Genomic DNA, 16,076 nt, shown 5'->3' on the forward strand with positions numbered 1-16,076 from the left:
TCAAGAGCGCGGGGCGTCCTGCTCCCGATTGCCTGTGAATGCGGCCGGAGGGTTGGCCAGAAGCTCGGAAAGGAGGTCAAGCCGCTGAAGGATCTCTTCCTCCGAGAACGGGCAGACGGAAAACATCATCAGCTGCCAGACACCCTCGATCGCCAGAAAGGCAACCTCCGCAAGCTCCGGCGTTTCGCAGGTCGCGCGGATTTCGCGCACGAGGCTGATGTGGTGGGCCTTGACCGGCGCCAGCAGCTCGGGCTCCTCGGCAATGGCGGCAAGCATTCCGGCAGGTGGTTCGCTCAAGGGGCAGACGTCCCGCGCCACGGCAATCAGATAGGCTCGCATCAGGGCATTGGGCTTGTTGTCGCGCAAGGTTTCCTCAAAAGCCTCGCTGACCGACTTGCTGACCATTGCCATATGCCGCTCGACCATGGCGCGCAGGAGATCGGACTTGGACTTGAAGTGATAAAGCAGCCCGCCCTTGGAGACGCCAGCTCTTTCGGCAACGGCTTCAAGCGACAGTTTTCGGGCACTTTCTGCGTAGACGAGTTCCACGGCTGCATCAATGAGCCGCTCCCGTGTCGCTTCCCGCTTTGCCTGCCTTGAGCCCTGTTGCACTTCAGTCACATTCACCGCCGATGTTTGCCATTTTCCGCATTGCGTCATCTTGACTTTACCGTCTGGACGGTAAAGTTTGCAAGTCACTGAGCGCAGATTGGTGATTACCCCTATAAAGAGTGATCGAAAATCCGCCGCTCCAGCGATACTATCCGCGGCAAAGCCCGGCAGGAAACTGCAGGGGAGCAGTCGCATTAGAAAGCGGCCGGTTCGCCGCATGACCGGGAAACAGATGAAACGTTTCATTATCGGGCTTATTGCCATTGCGATCGTAGGTGGCCTTGGATACGGCGCCTGGTGGTTCGACAACTTCCGCGCCAGCATGATTCAGGCGTTCTTCGCGCAGCCGCGTCCGCCGATCACCGTTTCGGCGCTGACCGTTGAGCCGGAGCGGGTAGAGCCCGTGATCCAATCCATCGGCACGATCCGCGCGCGTCAGGGCGTGGACGTGCCGGCCAGAACGTCGGGCATCATCAAGGAAATCCTGTTCACCTCCAATCAGGACGTTGAAAAGGGCGAGCTGCTGGTGCAGCTCGATGATGAGACCGAACAGGCCGACATGATCGCCGCCAAGGCGAACGAGGCCCGTGACGCACAGGCGCTGAGCCGTGCCTCTGCGCTGAACACCCGTGGCTTCAGCTCCACTTCGGAGCTGGATAATGCCACGGCAGCGCTGGACGCCTCCCGCTCGCAGGTTGAGCGCGTGCAGGCGGCCATTAATCTGAAGAAGATCGTTGCGCCCTTCTCTGGCACCATCGGCATTGCCAAGGTTGATGAGGGCCAGTTCCTGCAGGCAGGCACCACGATTGCCACGCTTCAGGATCTGAAGGTCATGAAGGTGGACTTCACCATCCCCGAGCAGCAGCTTCCGCTCGTCAGCATTGGCCAGGAGATCAGGGCAAGCCTGACGGAAGGCGGGTTCAGCCACCGCGGCGAGATCACGGGTATCGATCCCAAGATCGACCCGCAGTCGCGCCTCGTCTCGCTGCAGGCGGAAGTGGACAATTCGGAAGGCCTGCTGCGCCCCGGCCAGTTCGTCTTTGTCGATGTCGTACTGCCGGCCGAGGAGAACGTCATTGCCTTGCCGCAGACGGCGGTGGTGCAGAGCCTCTATGGCACCTACGTCTTCCGTGTGGTCGATGCCAAGCCGGAGGAAGGTGCCGCAGCTGACGCGCCGAAGAAGCAGATCGTCGAGCAGGTGTTCGTCACCGCAGGCCGCCGCTTCGGCAGCCGGATCGAGGTCAGCAAGGGCGTTTCCGCCGGCGATGTGATCGTCAATGCCGGGCAGAACAAGCTTGCCGCCGGCAACAGCGTGACCATCGACAATACGATCATGCCCAATGCCACGGGCATGACGACCGGAGAGTAAGAATGAATTTCTCCGAAATTTTCATCAGGCGGCCTGTGCTGGCGGTAGTGGTCAACGTGTTGATCCTGCTGATGGGCGCGCAGGGCATCCTGAACATGTCCATCCGCCAGTACCCGAAGATCGACGAAACGGTGATCACCGTGACGACGGCCTTCGTCGGTGCCAGTGCGGACCTCATTCAGGGCTTCATCACCACGCCTATCGCCAAGGCTGTCGCCTCGGCGGAAAACGTGGACTATGTGTCGTCCAAGAGTACGCTCGGCGTTTCGACCGTCACGGTCAACATGAAGCTGAATTCTGACCCGGACAAGGCACTGACGGAGGTCATCTCCAAGGTGCAGCAGGTGCGTGGGCAGCTGCCCACGGAGGCCGAAGATCCGGTCATCCAGAAGGGCACCGGCCAGTCCTTCGCCATCATGTATCTCACCGTGCTGTCGGATGTGATGTCGCCGCAGGAAATCACCGAGTTCACCTCCCGTGTGATCCAGCCGCAGCTTTCGATCGTCGAGGGCGTGGCGGATGCGCAGATCCTTGGTGAGCAGACCTTCTCGATGCGTATCTGGATCGATCCCATCAAGCTCGCCGCCCGCAATGTGACGGCAGCGGAGGTGCTTTCGGCCATCCAGAGCGCGAACTTCCTGTCTGCTCCCGGCAAGACGGAAAACGAATACGTCGCCTATCAGATCGAGACGAAGACCACGCTGCAGACGCCGGAAGCCTTCGGTGCTCTGCCGATCCGCTCCGATGGCACCGAAGTGGTGCGCCTGCGTGACGTGGCCCGCACAGAACTCGGCTCGAAGAGCACCGACGTGCGCGTGTCCTTCAACGGGCAGGGCGGCATCTTCCTCGGCATCATGCCGACGCCGTCCGCCAACCCGCTCGACACGGCACAGGGCATCCGCGATGCACTGCCCAAGCTGCAGGAAAACCTGCCCGAGGGCATGTCGGTCGTGATCACCTATGACTCGACCCAGTTCATCAGCGCCTCGATCGAGGAAGTGTTCAAGACCATCGGCGAAGCCGTGATCATCGTGATTCTGGTGATCCTGCTGTTCCTCGGGTCTTTCCGCTCGGTGATCATCCCGATTGTGACCATCCCCCTGTCGCTCATCGGTGTGTGTTTCTTCCTCTGGGCTCTGGGCTATTCGCTCAACACCCTGACGCTGCTGGCCATGGTGCTTGCCATCGGCCTCGTGGTGGATGACGCCATCGTAGTAGTGGAGAACATTCACCGGCATCTGGAGGAAGGCCTCAAGCCCATTCCGGCGGCAATCATCGGCATGAAGGAAATCTTCGGGCCGGTGGTGGCCATGACGATCACGCTGGGCGCCGTCTATGCGCCGATCGGCTTTGCACAGGGCCTGACCGGCGCGCTTTTCCGCGAGTTCGCCTTCACGCTGGCCGGTGCCGTGTTCATCTCCGGATTCGTCGCGGTGACGCTGTCGCCGATGATGTCCTCGCGGCTTCTGACGGCGGAACAGAGCGGCTTCCAGAAGTTCGTGGACCGGATCTTCTCCCGGCTTACCACCTGGTACGGACGCCGCCTCAAGGCTTCGTTCAACTACAAGCCGGTCACCCTCATTGTTGTCATCGGTCTGATGGGCCTGACGGGCTTCATGTTCGTCAAGATCTCCTCCGAGCTTGCTCCGGAAGAAGATCAGGGCGCGCTGTTCTCGCTTGTGACGGCTCCGCAATACGCAACCTCCGACTACACCGAGCTCTACACGAACCAGTTCTATGAACTGACCGATGATGCGCCGGGTGTGGACACGCGGTTCCAGATCGTCGGTTTCGGCGGCACCAACAGCGCGTTCGCCATCTGGGTGCTGAAGCCCTGGGGTGAGCGGGAACAGTCGCAGAAGGAGATCCAGCAGATCGTGCAGGCAGGCCTGCGGAAATCTGCGGGTGTGGAAGCCTTCGTTTTCGCGCCGGAATCCCTTCCGGGCGGCGGCGGCGGCCTGCCGATCCAGTACGTCCTTCAGACCACCGGTTCCGCCGAACAGGTCTATGAAGTGGCGGAGCAGGTCAAGCAGCGTGCGATTGCTTCGGGCAAGTTCATCGTGGTGCAGAACTCGATGTCCTTCGAGAAGCCCCGGACCACGGTCACCATCGACCGCGACCGTGCAGCCGCCTTGGGCGTGCCGGTTTCGACCATCGGTCAGACCCTCAACATCCTTGTGGGTGATGCCCAGGTTGCCAAGTTCGACCGTGATGGCCGCGCTTACGAAATCATCCCGCAGGTGGACAAGCAGTTCCGCATGAACCCCGAACGCCTGGCGGATCTCTATGTCCGCTCGGCGAGCGGAGCCATGGTGCCGCTGTCCTCCGTGGTGAAGATCGAGACCAATGCAACGGCTGTGGCTGAAGAGCAGTTCAACCAGCTCTATTCGGCAACCCTGTCGGCTCTGCCGATGCCGGGCGTGACCACGGGTGACGGCCTTGCGACCCTGCAGCAGATCGCCCGCGAGGAAATGCCGGAAGGCTTCTTCGAGGACTATGCCGGCCAGTCGCGCCTTGAGGTGAACGAAGGCAACACCATCATCATGGCCTTCGGTCTTGCGGTGATCGTGATCTATCTCGTGCTGGCGGCCCAATTCGAAAGCTTCCGCGATCCCTTCATCATCATGATGTCGGTGCCGCTGTCGATTTTCGGTGCCGTGGTGCCGCTGTTCATGGGGGCGGGAACGCTCAACATCTACACGCAGGTGGGCATGATCACCCTTGTGGGCCTCATCACCAAGCACGGCATTCTCATGGTCGAGTTTGCCAATGCCCAGCGTGAACAGCACGGCTTGAGCAAGCAGGAGGCGATGATCGAAGCAGCGCGTGAGCGTCTGCGCCCGATCCTCATGACCACTGGCGCCATGGTGCTGGGCGTCCTTCCGCTCGTCATGTCGGAAGGTGCCGGCGCTGCGGCCCGTTACTCGATCGGTCTGGTGATCAGCTCGGGCCTTGCGGTCGGCACGCTCTTCACCCTGTTCGTCGTGCCGATGTTCTACATGTACATCGGTCACGGCGACCACAAGAAGACGGACGAGGACGATGAGGTGCCCGCAGCCGGCCACCATAAGCCGGCGGGCCATGGCAATGCCCATGGCGCAGGCGAGGGCCCGGCAACGGCCTGATTTGAGCCTCAAGGCTTGAATGATTGGACGCCGCCCCCCACAAAGGGGCGGCGTTCCCGCTTGTTCTGCAAGCCACCAGCCCCCTGTCCAATCAGGATGACGCCCATGGCCAAATACGAATTCCGCATGCAGCGCCTGTTTGTGGAGGCTGCGCTTGCCCCGGATGCAGAAATTGCCGCAGACAAGACCCAGGCCAATTACCTTCTGAACGTGCTGCGGCTCGCAGAGGGTGACGAGGTACTGCTGTTCAATGGCCGGGACGGGGAATGGCGTGCACGCCTGAAGCTGCCCAGCCGCAAGAGCGTCCTGCTTTGCCCGCATGAGCAGACACGGCCTCAGCCGTCCTCTGACGGCCTCGTTTATCTCTTCGCGCCGTTGAAGCATGCCCGACTGGACTACATGGTGCAGAAGGCGGTGGAGATGGGAGCGGCGCGGCTGGTGCCGGTCATCACCGCCCACACCCAGGCAACCCGCGTCAACACCGAACGCATGACCGCCAATGTGATCGAGGCTGCGGAGCAATGCGGCATCCTTGGCCTTGCAGCAATCGAAGAGCCGCGATCTCTTGCTGCCGTGCTGGCGGACTGGACAGCGCGGGAAGGGGAACGGCGCATCATCTTCTGCGACGAAAGCGATGAGGGCGCCAACCCGCTGCAATTGCTCTCAGCCCTCAGGGACGAAGGGGGTGCCACTGTGCCGCCAGCTGTCCTGATCGGCCCGGAAGGCGGCTTTTCGGCAGCCGAACGCGCGCAGCTGAAGAGCCTTCCCTTCGTCTCCGCCATTCCGCTCGGACCGCGGATTCTGCGCGCCGACACGGCCGCTGTGGCCGCGCTGGCGATTGTTCAATCGGTAATTGGCGATTGGTAACCCCATTCATCAAACAAGTTTGATTGTGTGGCGCGCAGGCCCCCGGTAATGTGCGCGCCGATCTCAAGTTTGAAAGACGACGCATGGCCCGCGATACCGTTGATTCCACCCCGATTTCGGGCGTCCGTGAACTCGCTGAACATCTGGAGTCGGGCTGCAAGCCGGAAGACGGCTTCCGCCTTGGCACCGAGCACGAGAAGTTTCCCTTCTACAAGGCGGATTTCTCTCCGGTTCCCTATGAGGGGCCGCGCGGCATCGAGGCTCTGCTGACGGGCATGGAGACCATGCTGGGCTGGGAGCGCATCTCGGACCGTGACAAGATCATCGGCCTTGCCGATCCGGTTGCCGGCGGCGCCATATCCATCGAGCCGGGCGGACAGTTCGAGCTGTCGGGGGCGCCGCTCGACAATCTGCACCAGACCTGCCGCGAGACCCATGCGCATCTGGCGCAGCTGCGCGAGATTGCCGAACCGCTCGGCATCGGCTTCCTGGGCCTCGGCTTCACACCGGACTGGCGGCGGGACCAGATCCCGGTCATGCCCAAGTCGCGCTATGCGATCATGACCAACTACATGCCGAAGGTCGGCTCGCTCGGCCTCGACATGATGTACCGCACCTGCACCATTCAGGTGAATCTCGACTTCTCCAGCGAAGCCGACATGGTGAAGAAGCTGCGCGTCAGCCTCGCGCTGCAGCCGGTGGCCACCGCGATCTTCGGCAATTCGCCCTTCACGGAAGGCAAGGTGAATGGCTTCCAGTCGTTCCGCGCCGAAATCTGGAAAGACACGGACGCCGACCGCACCGGGCCGATGCCCTTTGCCTTCGAGGACGGCTTTGGCTTTGAAGCCTACGTGAACTGGGCCATCGACGTGCCGATGTATTTCGTCAAGCGCGGCGATACCTATCACGATGCGACGGACACCACCTTCCGCCAGTTCATGAACGGGGCGCTGAAGGACCGGCTGCCGGATGGCCTGCCGACCATAGGTGACTGGAACAACCATCTGTCCACCCTGTTCCCGGACGTGCGCCTGAAGAAATATCTGGAGATGCGCGGCGCCGATGGCGGCCCGTGGCGCAAGATCTGCGCATTGCCCGCGCTCTGGGTGGGCCTGCTCTATGACAAGGGCATCCTTGAGGATGCCTGGCAGATGGTGAAAGACTGGACGGCGGAAGAACGCCTTGCCCTGCGCAATGGTGTGCCCATCCATGGTCTTCAGACGCCGTTCCGGAAGGGCAAGGTTCTGGATCTCGCCCGCCAGATGACGGCCCTGTCGCTGGAAGGCCTGAAGCGCCGCGCCCGCCTCAATGACGGCGGCCAGGACGAGCGGGTGCATCTGGCCACCGTGGAAGAGACGCTGGCCCTCGGCATTTCCCCGGCAGACCAGATGCTGGCGAAGTTCCACGGCGAATGGCAGGGCGATGTAACCCGCGCCTATGCGGATTACGCTTACTGAAGAGACCCGTTTGACCGGCCTGCCCCTCAACTCCCTGTTGATGGGCGGGCCGGAAGCGGCTCAGGCGCAAAGCGCCATTTGACGTGCGCCGCCGTTGCGCGGATCATGGGGAAAGCTCACGATCCGGTGCGAGGCATTATGAACGGCATGGCAGGTCATCCCTTCTCCTTCGATCCCGCACAGGTTGTTGATGCCGTGCGCCAGCAGTTCGGCCTCAATGAGGCAGATGTGGCCCGGGCCATGGGTGCGCTGATCCCCACCGCCTTCACCGGCCTCAAGCACACGACGGCCACGCCCAACGCGTTCCAGTCCTTCATGAGCTTCCTGCAGGGACAGGCGCCATCCGTGATGGCCGAGCCCTTCTCGGCGGCGCCCGTGCCCTGGTTCTATGGCTCCGATCCGCTGCAGAAGGCGGTGGCATCGCAGATTTCGGCTTTCACGGGGGTGCAGCAGGAGGCCGTGGCCGCGCTGATGCCCGTTGCCGCAACGCTGGCGCTTGGCAATGTGGCCCGGCCTTTCCTGCAAGGGCAGGCGCGAGATTTGCTGGATGCCTTCATGGCCGGTTATGCCCGCGGCCGCCCGAAGCCCACGCCGGGTGTGGCGATGATGGCGGGCTATGGTGAAGCGGTGCAGTCATTCTGGTCGGGCTTCTTCGGTTCCGCCGCCGATGCGGCCGGCAAGGCGGCCAGCTTCTGGGGGATGCCTGCCGCAGGGCAGGGCGGAGGCGCGCAGCCTGCGCCGGCTCCAGCCGCGCCCGAGGCTCCAGTCCGCCCGGCGGCGGCACGAAAGCCTGAACCGGCTCCAGCTCCTGAAAGCGTACCCGAGCCGGAGGGGGCCGCACAGGCGCCGGTGCCGGGTGCATCCATTGTTGAAGACTGGCTGTCCGCCGGGCGCGCCTTTCAGCAAAACCACATGAAGGCGATCGAAGGCCTGTTCGAGCGTTTCGGCCCCTCTGCCTTGCCAGGCCGGGCGTGAGGCAAAAAAAAGGCCCGCCGGGGGAGGCGGGCCAGGTATTGTCGGCAAGGCAATCGCCGACGGGGTAGGGCGATGGACCAGATCTCACAGCCTGCGCGGGGGGACAGCGGCAGGCGAGATCCCGTCCATCAGTCTCAGGCAGCCATTTGCGGGCCTGCGTTGGATGCTGCAAAGACGGGTGCGGCCTTCTGAGGCTGCGGGATCAGCACGATGCTGGCCGGAACCTGTGCCTGCGGTGCCTGTGCATTGCTCCGGGAGGCCTTGGTCAGGGCAAACGACGGATCACGGAAGAAGGGCGCCGCAAGTGCTTCGCGAACATCCCCCCTTGTCAGCCCGATATCTGCGAGCTGAGCATCTGTGAGGTCATTGAGTTTGCCCGCCTGATGGCGGTTACGCACCACGCGCCATGCTCGCGCTGCGATACCGGCGATGCGGTGGATCAGCTGCGTCTTGAGCGGGGCGTACATGGCGTCAAACTCCTTCGTCTCCGGGAGGCTTTGCTCCCGTCATGGTCTGTCATATTCGTCGGCCGGGCTCAGTAATTTTACGCTCTTCCGATAGGGGGACCATGTCAGAGCCGCTTGAATTTATCTAACGAATGTTTTTAATGGGTTTGATCAATGTTGGTGATGGAAGGCGCCGCAATGCAGGAAAAGTCCTGTATTTCTGCGCCTCCGGCATCTGTATGGCGAGGGTTTGATGCTCGATCTCGATCAATTGCGCACGTTTGTGGCCATCGCCGAATATGGCAGCTTCACCCGCGCGGCGGAGATGGTGCACAAGACCCAGTCCGCCGTGTCCATGCAGATGCGGCGGCTGGAAGAGAGAATCGGCCGCCCCATCTTCATGCGCGACGGGCGCCTGTCGCGTCTCACCGAAGAGGGGGAGAAGCTGCTGCACTATGCCCGCCGTCTGGTGCAGCTGAATGACGAGACGCTGGCCGCCTTCGACGAAACTGAAGTGCAGGGCATGGTGCGGCTGGGCACGCCGGATGATTATGCCGACCGCTTCCTGCCGGAAATTCTGGCTCGGTTCTCCCGCTCCAATCCCAAGGCCGAGGTCAGCGTGGTCTGTGCCCCGACTGCCAACCTCATCGATCTCGTCGTCGCCAATGAGCTGGATGTGGCGATCATCACCCACGTTGAAAAGCCCGGCGGCCAGCGCGACGAGGTGATCCGGCGCGAGCCGCTGCTCTGGGTCACGTCAGCCCGCCATGCGGTGGAGAATGAGGACGTGCTGCCGCTGGCGCTTGGCCGTGCCACCTGCGGCTGGCGGCGTGCGGCGCTTCTGGCGCTGCGCTCGGTCGGGCGGGAGCACCGGCTGCTTTATTCCAGCTGGAACTCCACCGCCGTCGGTGCTGCCGTTCTTGCGGGTCTGGCTGTCTCGGTGCTGCCCGAATCGGCCTTGCGTCCCGGCATGAGGGTTCTGGCGGAAGCTGATGGCTTTCCCAAGCTGCCGGAGTGCGAGATTGCCGTCATGCGCTCCTGGCACCAGCATTCCCGTGTGACGGAAGCGCTGGTGGAACACATCATCTCGTCTCTCGACAACCTGTCGGTGCCGCAGGCGGCGGAATAGGCCTGCCGCTTACCGGCTGCGCAGCATGATCACATTGCCGGCGATGACGAGGACGAGGCCGAGCAGGGCAGCAAAGGTCCAGACATAGCCTTCAAAGATGGTGGAGACCGTCAGCGCCACCACGGGGAAGATGACCGTGGAATAGCCCGCCCGCGCCGGACCGATACGGCCGAGCAGCGTCAGGTAGGAGGCAAAGGCCAGCACGGAAGCGATGATCGACAGATAGGCGAGGCTGCCGAGATAGGTGAGTGTCGGCTCTACCGCGAAACTGTCGCCGCGCAGCAGGCTGAAGGTGCCGAGCAGCGCCGCGCCATAGATCATGCCCCATGTGGTGGCGGAAGTGATGCTGATGCCCGCCGTCTGGTTGGATGAAGACACCATGTTGCCGAGGCAGAAGGACAGGGTGCCGGCCGTGCACAGGGCAAGGCCCTTCAGCGCATCAAGGTTCAGTTCAGCCCCTGCAATCTGCGGCCAGAACATCAGGGCAATGCCGGAAAAGCCGATGATCCCGGCGCCCAGAATGATCAGCTTCGGCCTCTGGCGGAACAGCACCACGCCGAGAATCAGATTGAAGACGGAAGCCAGCGAGAACACCACGGCCAGCAGGCCGGAAGGCAGATATTTGGCGCCGTAATAGAACAGGGTGAAGTTGGTGGAGAAGATGAAAAGCCCGAGCACGGCAAAGCGCAGGTGTGTCTTCATGGGAAAAGCCAGCCTTTCCCGCCGGATCACGCTCCAGCCCAGCATCACGGCAGCAGCCAGCGCGAAACGCCAGAACACGGAAACTTCGGGGGCGACATTCGCCACCTGCCCCTTCATGGCGATCCAGCTGAAGCCCCAGGAAAAGACGGTGAGACCATAAAGGCCAAGGTCCTTCGAGGTCAGCGGGGAGGCGGGGGCTGCAATCCGGCTTTCAGCCATCGTCATTTCAAATCTCTCTTCTGCCGGGTATCCGGGCCGGGAGAATGCGCCGTGGTGGCGGGAAATTCAAATGATAGTCGTTGAAGCAACCGATCTGGTTTGTGAATGAAACCACAATGAAGCTTCAGGATGTATGATGCCAGATTGGCTGATATCCGCCAGACAGGGCCGCAAGAGACAGCGCCGGGGTGATGACATGAAGGCGAGAGACGGAACTCGTGGCCGCATATCCCTCCGGGCTCCAGCGCAGCAGGCGGCCTGACTTGAGGGCGAGAAATCCGGCTCCGTCCGTCAGCATTGTGCCATCCGGCAGGGACATGAGAGCCGCGCCATCAGCAGGCTTGCCCTGCCAGCGCGGGCCGCGCTCGGGTGCCAGCTGCAGGTCCATCCAGTCCGCACCGGACACGGCCTCAAGGCCAAGATGCCGGGCCGCCGCCGTGGCATAGGCCTGCGCCTCCGCCCGTCTGCATTCAAAGCAGGGCCGGTGCCCGGCGGCAAGAGCCGTCACCTCATCCAGGAAGAACAGTTCCGTATAGCCCGCTCGCATCACCTCACGGCGGCGGCCCTTGAAGGAGGGGACGCAACAGATCCAGCGCCGGGAGGCTTGTTGCCGCCGGATCGTCCGGGTTTGCGGATCATGGATCTGGCCGCCCCGGTTGCCCATCAGCAGGCCCCGGGCCGGATGGGCCATCAGTTTTCCATCTGGCCAGACCCTGTTCGGCAGCGGCATTGCGGTTGTCTCCCTACTGCCTTCGCTTGACTAAGACAGCCATACTGCCACATTCGCAGGCGCAGCCGATACCCGCCGGAGACCCCATGCGCGTTCTTGTCATCGAAAACTATCCGCTCACACCTCATGGCCAGGTCGGCCGCGCCCTTCAGGATGCGGGGGCCGAAGTGACCGTGGTGAAGGCCTTCGAAGGGGAGCCGGTGCCGCAGCGCGCTGAGCGTTTCTCCGGCCTTGCCGTCTTTGGCGGCGGGCAGAACGCGCTGGATGACGAGGGCTCGCCCTTTCTGCCGCAGATCTGCAATCTGATCCGCGATTTCCACGAAGAGCAGAGGCCAGTGCTGGGTATCTGCCTTGGCTCGCAGCTCATCGCCCGTGCCTTCGGCGGGCGCAACATCATCGGCAGGCCCATCGAATTCGGCTGGCATGACGTGACGCCGACCGATGCGGGCAAGGCGGATCCGGTGCTGTCGGCGCTGGGGGAGGGCGCGCCGCTGTTCCACTGGCACAATGACACATTTGATCTGCCCGAAGGCGCGGTGCATCTGGCCACAAGCGCCCAGACACGCCATCAGGCCTTCCGCATGGGCGCGGCGACCTATGGTATCCAGTTCCATTTCGAGGCGGCCGAGCCCGAAGTGCGCGACTGGTCGCGGGATTTCGCCGGCATGATCGCCGAAAACACTCCGGACTGGGCGCAGCGGCTGGAAGCCGAGATTGCCCGGCACGCGCCCCGCGCCGATGCCACAGGCGCCCTCCTTGCCGCCAACTGGGTCCGCCTGCTCAGGTGAGGCGGACCCGGCCGTTCGTCAGCGCCAGCGGTCGGCGAAGTCCGCGGGCAGCAGCAGGTTGTGGCGGCCCAGATCCTTGACGTTGCGCTCGCCGCAAAGCGCCATGGTGATGTCCAGCTCCTTGTGGATCACCTCAAGGGCGCGGGTCACCCCGGCCTCGCCCATGGCGCCCAGACCGTAGACAAAGGCGCGGCCGATCATGGTGCCCTTGGCGCCGAGGGCCAGCGCCTTCAGCACGTCCTGACCGGAGCGGATGCCGCTGTCGAGATGGACCTCGATCTTGTCCCCCACGGCATCCATGATTTTCGGCAGGGTCCGGATGGAGCTGAGGGCGCCGTCGAGCTGGCGGCCGCCGTGGTTGGATACGACGATGGCATCGGCCCCAACATCCAGCGCTTTCTTCGCGTCTTCCGCGTCGAGAATGCCCTTGAGGATGACCGGACCGTCCCACCAGCTGCGGAATTCGCGGATGCGCTCCCAGTTCAGCGAGGGATCAAAGGCTTCCGCCGTCCAGCTGCTCAAGGAGGTGGGGTCGCTCACGCCCTTGGCATGGCCGACGATGTTGCCGAAGAAGCGCCGCTTGGTCTGCAGCATTTCCAGGCCCCACGGCACCTTGGTGGCAAGGTTCAGGATAGAGGAGGGCGTCAGCTTCGGGGGGGCGCTGAGCCCGTTCTTCAGGTCCTTGTGGCGCTGGCCAAGCACCTGCAGATCCACCGTGATGACAAGCGCCGAGCAGCTTGCCGCCTTGGCACGGGCAAACAGGCGCTTCATGAAGTCATCGTCCTTCAGGGTATAGACCTGAAACCAGAACGGCTTGCTGGTGTGCTCCGCCACGTCCTCGATGGAACAGATGGACATGGTGGAAAGCGTGAAGGGCACGCCGAATTTCTCGGCTGCGCGGGCGGCCTTGATCTCGCCATCAGCCGACTGCATGCCGCAGAGCCCGACGGGCGCAAGCGCAACCGGCATCTTGCAGTCCTGCCCCACCATCTTGGCCGCAGTGCTGCGTCCGGCCATGTCGACGGCGATGCGCTGGCGCAGGCGGATCTCGTCAAAGTCCGAGGAGTTCTCCCGGAACGTCTGTTCGGTCCAGCTGCCGGTCTCGGCATAGTCGTAGAACATCTTCGGCACGCGGCGCCTGTAAAGCCGCTTGAGGTCTTCGATCTCGGTTATTACGGGCATGCGTTCAGATCCTTCCCAAGGTAACGTTACGTCGGTCCGGGGTCACGTCTGGCGGGCGGCCGCCGGTTTGGCTGTTGATTTGGCCTTGGCGCGCCGGGGTTTCGGCAGGCTGGCAATGCGCTGATCAAGCCTGAGGTTTGACAGGGCGCTGCGGGTGCCTTCCTGCCCGGCCTCCCTCAGCGCGCGGCGCACAAAGGCAATGTGTGCCTCTGCCGCCCGCCGCGCGCCTTCACTGTCGCCGGCGGTCACTCTGGCGAGGATGGCCCGGTGCTGGTCCAGCAGTGCCTCGCGGGCGCCGGGATGGCGGAAGAGCTTCTGCTGGCTGAAATAGACGCCGGTTTCCAGCAGGCGGTAGCAGGCCCTGAGCGTGTGCAGCAGGATCATGTTATGGGCAGCTTCACCGATCGCCTGATGAAACTCCACGTCCAGCCGCGCCTCGGCCTCATGGTCTTCCGCCTCGAAGGCTGCGGCCATGGCTTCGACAATACGCGTCAGCAGGGCGTGATCGGCAGCGGTGGATCTGGCCGCCGCCTTGGCCGCTGCAAGGCCTTCAATGTCGCTGCGGAAGTCGAGGTAGTCCTCGATGGCGGCAGGATGGCGGGCGATGAGATCCACCAGCGCTTCAGAAAACACCGAACCGGTCAGGTCGGCCACATAGGTGCCGCCACCCTGGCGGCTCACCACAAGCCCGCGCTCTTCCAGCGTCTTCAGGGCCTCACGCAGGATCGGCCGCGACACATCCACCAGATCCGCCAGTTCCCGCTCGGGCGGCAGCCGGTCGGCCGGACGCAGCACGCCATTGAGGATCAGAAGCTCGATCTGATCCACCACGGCATCGGCGGTACGGGCATGATTGACCTTGGCGAACATGCGGCATCTCTTTCTCTTGCAATAATTGGTCAAATTTTTTGTCCAATTGCAAGTTCTGCCTTTGCATGAGCCCTTACATTGTGCCGCAGCTTGCCGCCGGCGCAATTTTGCGCATGACAGATGCGAGGATCCTGCGCCACTTTGAGGCAGGAAGACGGGGGCGAGAATGAACGCGGACGCAAACACGCAGCAGACCGGTGGCTTGCTGCCATTCGGCAAGCATCACCTGAGGGCGGCCGTGCTGGGCGAGCTTCATGCCCGCCCGTTCCGCGCGCTGGAAAGCCCGCGCATCCTGCTGCATTACGCCTTTACCGCGGACCCGCAGGCCATCGGTGATGACCGGATCTGGTTTGCCGATCTCTGCCGCAGCCAGGGCGTCAAGGGACCGGAGGAGAGCGACCGCTCGCATGTTCTGCCGATGGCGGGTGGCTCCCTGCGCTGGGAGCAGCATTCGGAATTCATCACCTACACCTTTGACGTGGCACCGGATGGCGGGCATCCCTTCGGGCGGATTCCCGCCGGTCATCCCTTCGGATCGGGCTTCCGGGCTCCGGGGCCGATGCTGGTGGCGGCAAGGCTGGATGTCGTGCCGGAAAATGGTCACGACGAGGCTGCGCTGTCCCGGTGGTTCGACCGGGCAAGCTTGGCCGCTCTCCAATCCGAGGAGGGGCGGGCCGTCGCCATGACGGATTTCCGGCAGGACGGCGAGGGGCTGACGCGTATTCTGCTCATCGACAGGGGCATGGCGCCCAGCCAGACCGGCGCGCTGGCGCAGCGCCTCATCGAGGTGGAAACCTACCGCACGCTCGCACTGCTTGGCCTGCCCATGGCCACGGAGCTTTCGCCGGATGTCCGGCGGATCGAGGAAGAGCTTGTGCGGTTGACCGGGGAGATGCGCGGGGCGTCGGACATGGACAGCAACCGCCGCCTGCTGGAGCGTCTCTCCGATCTGGCGGCGGATCTGGAGGCGGGCGCGGCCTCCAGCGCCTACCGCTTCGGGGCGAGCCGTGCCTATCACAGCATTCTCAAGGCACGGCTGGAGACCATCGAGGAAGCCCCGGTTCCTGGCTATCTCGGGCTGGCGTCCTTTCTCGCACGCCGGATTGCCCCGGCCATGCGCACCATCGAGTCGGTGGAAAACCGGCAGATCAACCTGTCACGCAAACTTGCCCGCGCCACGACGCTGCTGCGCACGCGGGTGGATGTGGACATGGAGCGCCAGAACCGGGATCTGCTCGATTCCATGAACCGCCGCGCCCGCCTGCAACTGCGCCTGCAGCAGACGGTGGAGGGGCTCTCGGTGGCCGCCGTCAGCTACTATGTGGTGGGGCTGGTGGGCTATCTCGCCAAGGGCCTGAAGGACGCGGGTGTGCCCATGCCAGATCCGGGTCTTGTCTCGGGCATGTCGGTGCCGCTGGTGCTGCTCGCCGTCTGGTGGACCGTCCGCCGCATCCGGGCGCATCACACGGATACAGGGGAGCCGCATTGAGGGGGTGGGTGAAGCTGAGCGCTTAAAATGACAACACCGTCATGCCATGGACGAGCCATGGCATGACGAAAATATCGGATTTTTGCTGAAAAATATCTTCATGAAAACGCAAAAGG

Annotated in this window: 14 protein-coding genes; 8 read left to right on the forward strand and 6 right to left on the reverse strand. The window is 63.2% G+C overall.

Annotated elements, in window-relative coordinates; translation table 11 throughout:
- On the reverse strand, nt 1–858 hold the full coding sequence (locus ASC48_RS19750) for a TetR/AcrR family transcriptional regulator (protein ID WP_208975580.1): 858 nt from the start codon (nt 856–858) through the stop codon (nt 1–3).
- Here ASC48_RS19750 and ASC48_RS06950 point away from each other — a divergent pair.
- From ASC48_RS06950 to ASC48_RS06970, 5 genes are all read left to right on the forward strand, one after another.
- A complete protein-coding gene (locus ASC48_RS06950; RefSeq protein ID WP_055455041.1) occupies nt 845–1,981 on the forward strand; it encodes an efflux RND transporter periplasmic adaptor subunit in 1,137 nt (378 codons plus the stop codon). The two genes, ASC48_RS19750 and ASC48_RS06950, sit on opposite strands and share 14 nt — an antisense overlap.
- Before the next feature lie 2 nt (nt 1,982–1,983).
- Nucleotides 1,984–5,106, forward strand: coding sequence for an efflux RND transporter permease subunit (locus ASC48_RS06955; RefSeq protein ID WP_055455042.1), 3,123 nt, complete (start codon nt 1,984–1,986; stop codon nt 5,104–5,106).
- A 105-nt stretch (nt 5,107–5,211) separates the two neighbouring features.
- Nucleotides 5,212–5,973 (forward strand): 16S rRNA (uracil(1498)-N(3))-methyltransferase, encoded by a 762-nt coding sequence (locus ASC48_RS06960; protein ID WP_055455043.1) that lies wholly within the window; start codon nt 5,212–5,214, stop codon nt 5,971–5,973.
- An 83-nt stretch (nt 5,974–6,056) separates the two neighbouring features.
- On the forward strand, nt 6,057–7,430 hold the full coding sequence (locus tag ASC48_RS06965; protein ID WP_055455044.1) for a glutamate--cysteine ligase: 1,374 nt from the start codon (nt 6,057–6,059) through the stop codon (nt 7,428–7,430).
- 138 nt (nt 7,431–7,568) lie between these two features.
- Entirely contained in the window at nt 7,569–8,405 is an 837-nt protein-coding gene (locus tag ASC48_RS06970) for a DUF937 domain-containing protein (protein ID WP_055455045.1), read from the forward strand.
- 134 nt (nt 8,406–8,539) lie between these two features.
- Here the strand turns inward: ASC48_RS06970 and ASC48_RS06975 are convergent, their stop codons facing one another.
- Nucleotides 8,540–8,872 carry a DUF1127 domain-containing protein gene (locus tag ASC48_RS06975; protein WP_055455046.1) on the reverse strand — a complete coding sequence of 111 codons (333 nt, stop codon included), beginning with the start codon at nt 8,870–8,872 and terminating at the stop codon, nt 8,540–8,542.
- Nucleotides 8,873–9,104: 232 nt separating this feature from the next.
- Here ASC48_RS06975 and ASC48_RS06980 point away from each other — a divergent pair, with 232 nt between their 5' ends.
- Nucleotides 9,105–9,980, forward strand: coding sequence for a LysR substrate-binding domain-containing protein (locus ASC48_RS06980; RefSeq protein ID WP_019963218.1), 876 nt, complete (start codon nt 9,105–9,107; stop codon nt 9,978–9,980).
- A gap of 9 nt (nt 9,981–9,989) precedes the next feature.
- On the opposite strand, the gene ASC48_RS06985 is transcribed toward ASC48_RS06980, so the two are convergent.
- Both ASC48_RS06985 and ASC48_RS06990 read right to left on the reverse strand, forming a co-directional pair.
- Nucleotides 9,990–10,907, reverse strand: coding sequence for a DMT family transporter (locus tag ASC48_RS06985; RefSeq protein WP_055455047.1), 918 nt, complete (start codon nt 10,905–10,907; stop codon nt 9,990–9,992).
- A gap of 118 nt (nt 10,908–11,025) precedes the next feature.
- Nucleotides 11,026–11,592, reverse strand: coding sequence for a hypothetical protein (locus ASC48_RS06990; RefSeq protein WP_244270016.1), 567 nt, complete (start codon nt 11,590–11,592; stop codon nt 11,026–11,028).
- A 125-nt stretch (nt 11,593–11,717) separates the two neighbouring features.
- Here ASC48_RS06990 and ASC48_RS06995 point away from each other — a divergent pair, with 125 nt between their 5' ends.
- The gene (locus ASC48_RS06995) at nt 11,718–12,419 is read left to right on the forward strand and encodes a type 1 glutamine amidotransferase (protein WP_055455049.1); all 702 of its coding nucleotides are present in this window, start codon (nt 11,718–11,720) and stop codon (nt 12,417–12,419) included.
- A gap of 18 nt (nt 12,420–12,437) precedes the next feature.
- Here ASC48_RS06995 and ASC48_RS07000 read toward each other — a convergent pair whose 3' ends face one another.
- Both ASC48_RS07000 and ASC48_RS07005 read right to left on the reverse strand, forming a co-directional pair.
- Entirely contained in the window at nt 12,438–13,601 is a 1,164-nt protein-coding gene (locus tag ASC48_RS07000) for an alpha-hydroxy acid oxidase (protein WP_055455050.1), read from the reverse strand.
- A 42-nt stretch (nt 13,602–13,643) separates the two neighbouring features.
- The gene (locus ASC48_RS07005) at nt 13,644–14,471 is read right to left on the reverse strand and encodes a FadR/GntR family transcriptional regulator (protein ID WP_055455051.1); all 828 of its coding nucleotides are present in this window, start codon (nt 14,469–14,471) and stop codon (nt 13,644–13,646) included.
- A 166-nt stretch (nt 14,472–14,637) separates the two neighbouring features.
- Here ASC48_RS07005 and ASC48_RS07010 point away from each other — a divergent pair, with 166 nt between their 5' ends.
- Nucleotides 14,638–15,960 (forward strand): DUF3422 family protein, encoded by a 1,323-nt coding sequence (locus ASC48_RS07010; protein ID WP_055455052.1) that lies wholly within the window; start codon nt 14,638–14,640, stop codon nt 15,958–15,960.
- Nucleotides 15,961–16,076: the final 116 nt, after the last annotated feature.

It is taken from the genome of Pannonibacter indicus, assembly GCF_001418225.1.
In the GTDB taxonomy this organism is placed as follows: Bacteria; Pseudomonadota; Alphaproteobacteria; order Rhizobiales; family Stappiaceae; genus Pannonibacter; species Pannonibacter indicus.

Coding starts and splice junctions, on each gene's coding strand:
- ASC48_RS06965 (WP_055455044.1), top strand. CDS start 6,057: ATGGCCCGCGATACCGTTGATTCCACCCCGATTTCGGGCGTCCGTGAA.
- ASC48_RS07000 (WP_055455050.1), bottom strand. CDS start 13,601: ATGCCCGTAATAACCGAGATCGAAGACCTCAAGCGGCTTTACAGGCGC.
- ASC48_RS06980 (WP_019963218.1), top strand. CDS start 9,105: ATGCTCGATCTCGATCAATTGCGCACGTTTGTGGCCATCGCCGAATAT.
- ASC48_RS06960 (WP_055455043.1), top strand. CDS start 5,212: ATGGCCAAATACGAATTCCGCATGCAGCGCCTGTTTGTGGAGGCTGCG.
- ASC48_RS06970 (WP_055455045.1), top strand. CDS start 7,569: ATGAACGGCATGGCAGGTCATCCCTTCTCCTTCGATCCCGCACAGGTT.
- ASC48_RS06995 (WP_055455049.1), top strand. CDS start 11,718: ATGCGCGTTCTTGTCATCGAAAACTATCCGCTCACACCTCATGGCCAG.
- ASC48_RS06950 (WP_055455041.1), top strand. CDS start 845: ATGAAACGTTTCATTATCGGGCTTATTGCCATTGCGATCGTAGGTGGC.
- ASC48_RS06955 (WP_055455042.1), top strand. CDS start 1,984: ATGAATTTCTCCGAAATTTTCATCAGGCGGCCTGTGCTGGCGGTAGTG.
- ASC48_RS19750 (WP_208975580.1), bottom strand. CDS start 858: ATGAAACGTTTCATCTGTTTCCCGGTCATGCGGCGAACCGGCCGCTTT.
- ASC48_RS06990 (WP_244270016.1), bottom strand. CDS start 11,592: ATGGCCCATCCGGCCCGGGGCCTGCTGATGGGCAACCGGGGCGGCCAG.
- ASC48_RS07010 (WP_055455052.1), top strand. CDS start 14,638: ATGAACGCGGACGCAAACACGCAGCAGACCGGTGGCTTGCTGCCATTC.
- ASC48_RS07005 (WP_055455051.1), bottom strand. CDS start 14,471: ATGTTCGCCAAGGTCAATCATGCCCGTACCGCCGATGCCGTGGTGGAT.
- ASC48_RS06975 (WP_055455046.1), bottom strand. CDS start 8,872: ATGTACGCCCCGCTCAAGACGCAGCTGATCCACCGCATCGCCGGTATC.
- ASC48_RS06985 (WP_055455047.1), bottom strand. CDS start 10,907: ATGACGATGGCTGAAAGCCGGATTGCAGCCCCCGCCTCCCCGCTGACC.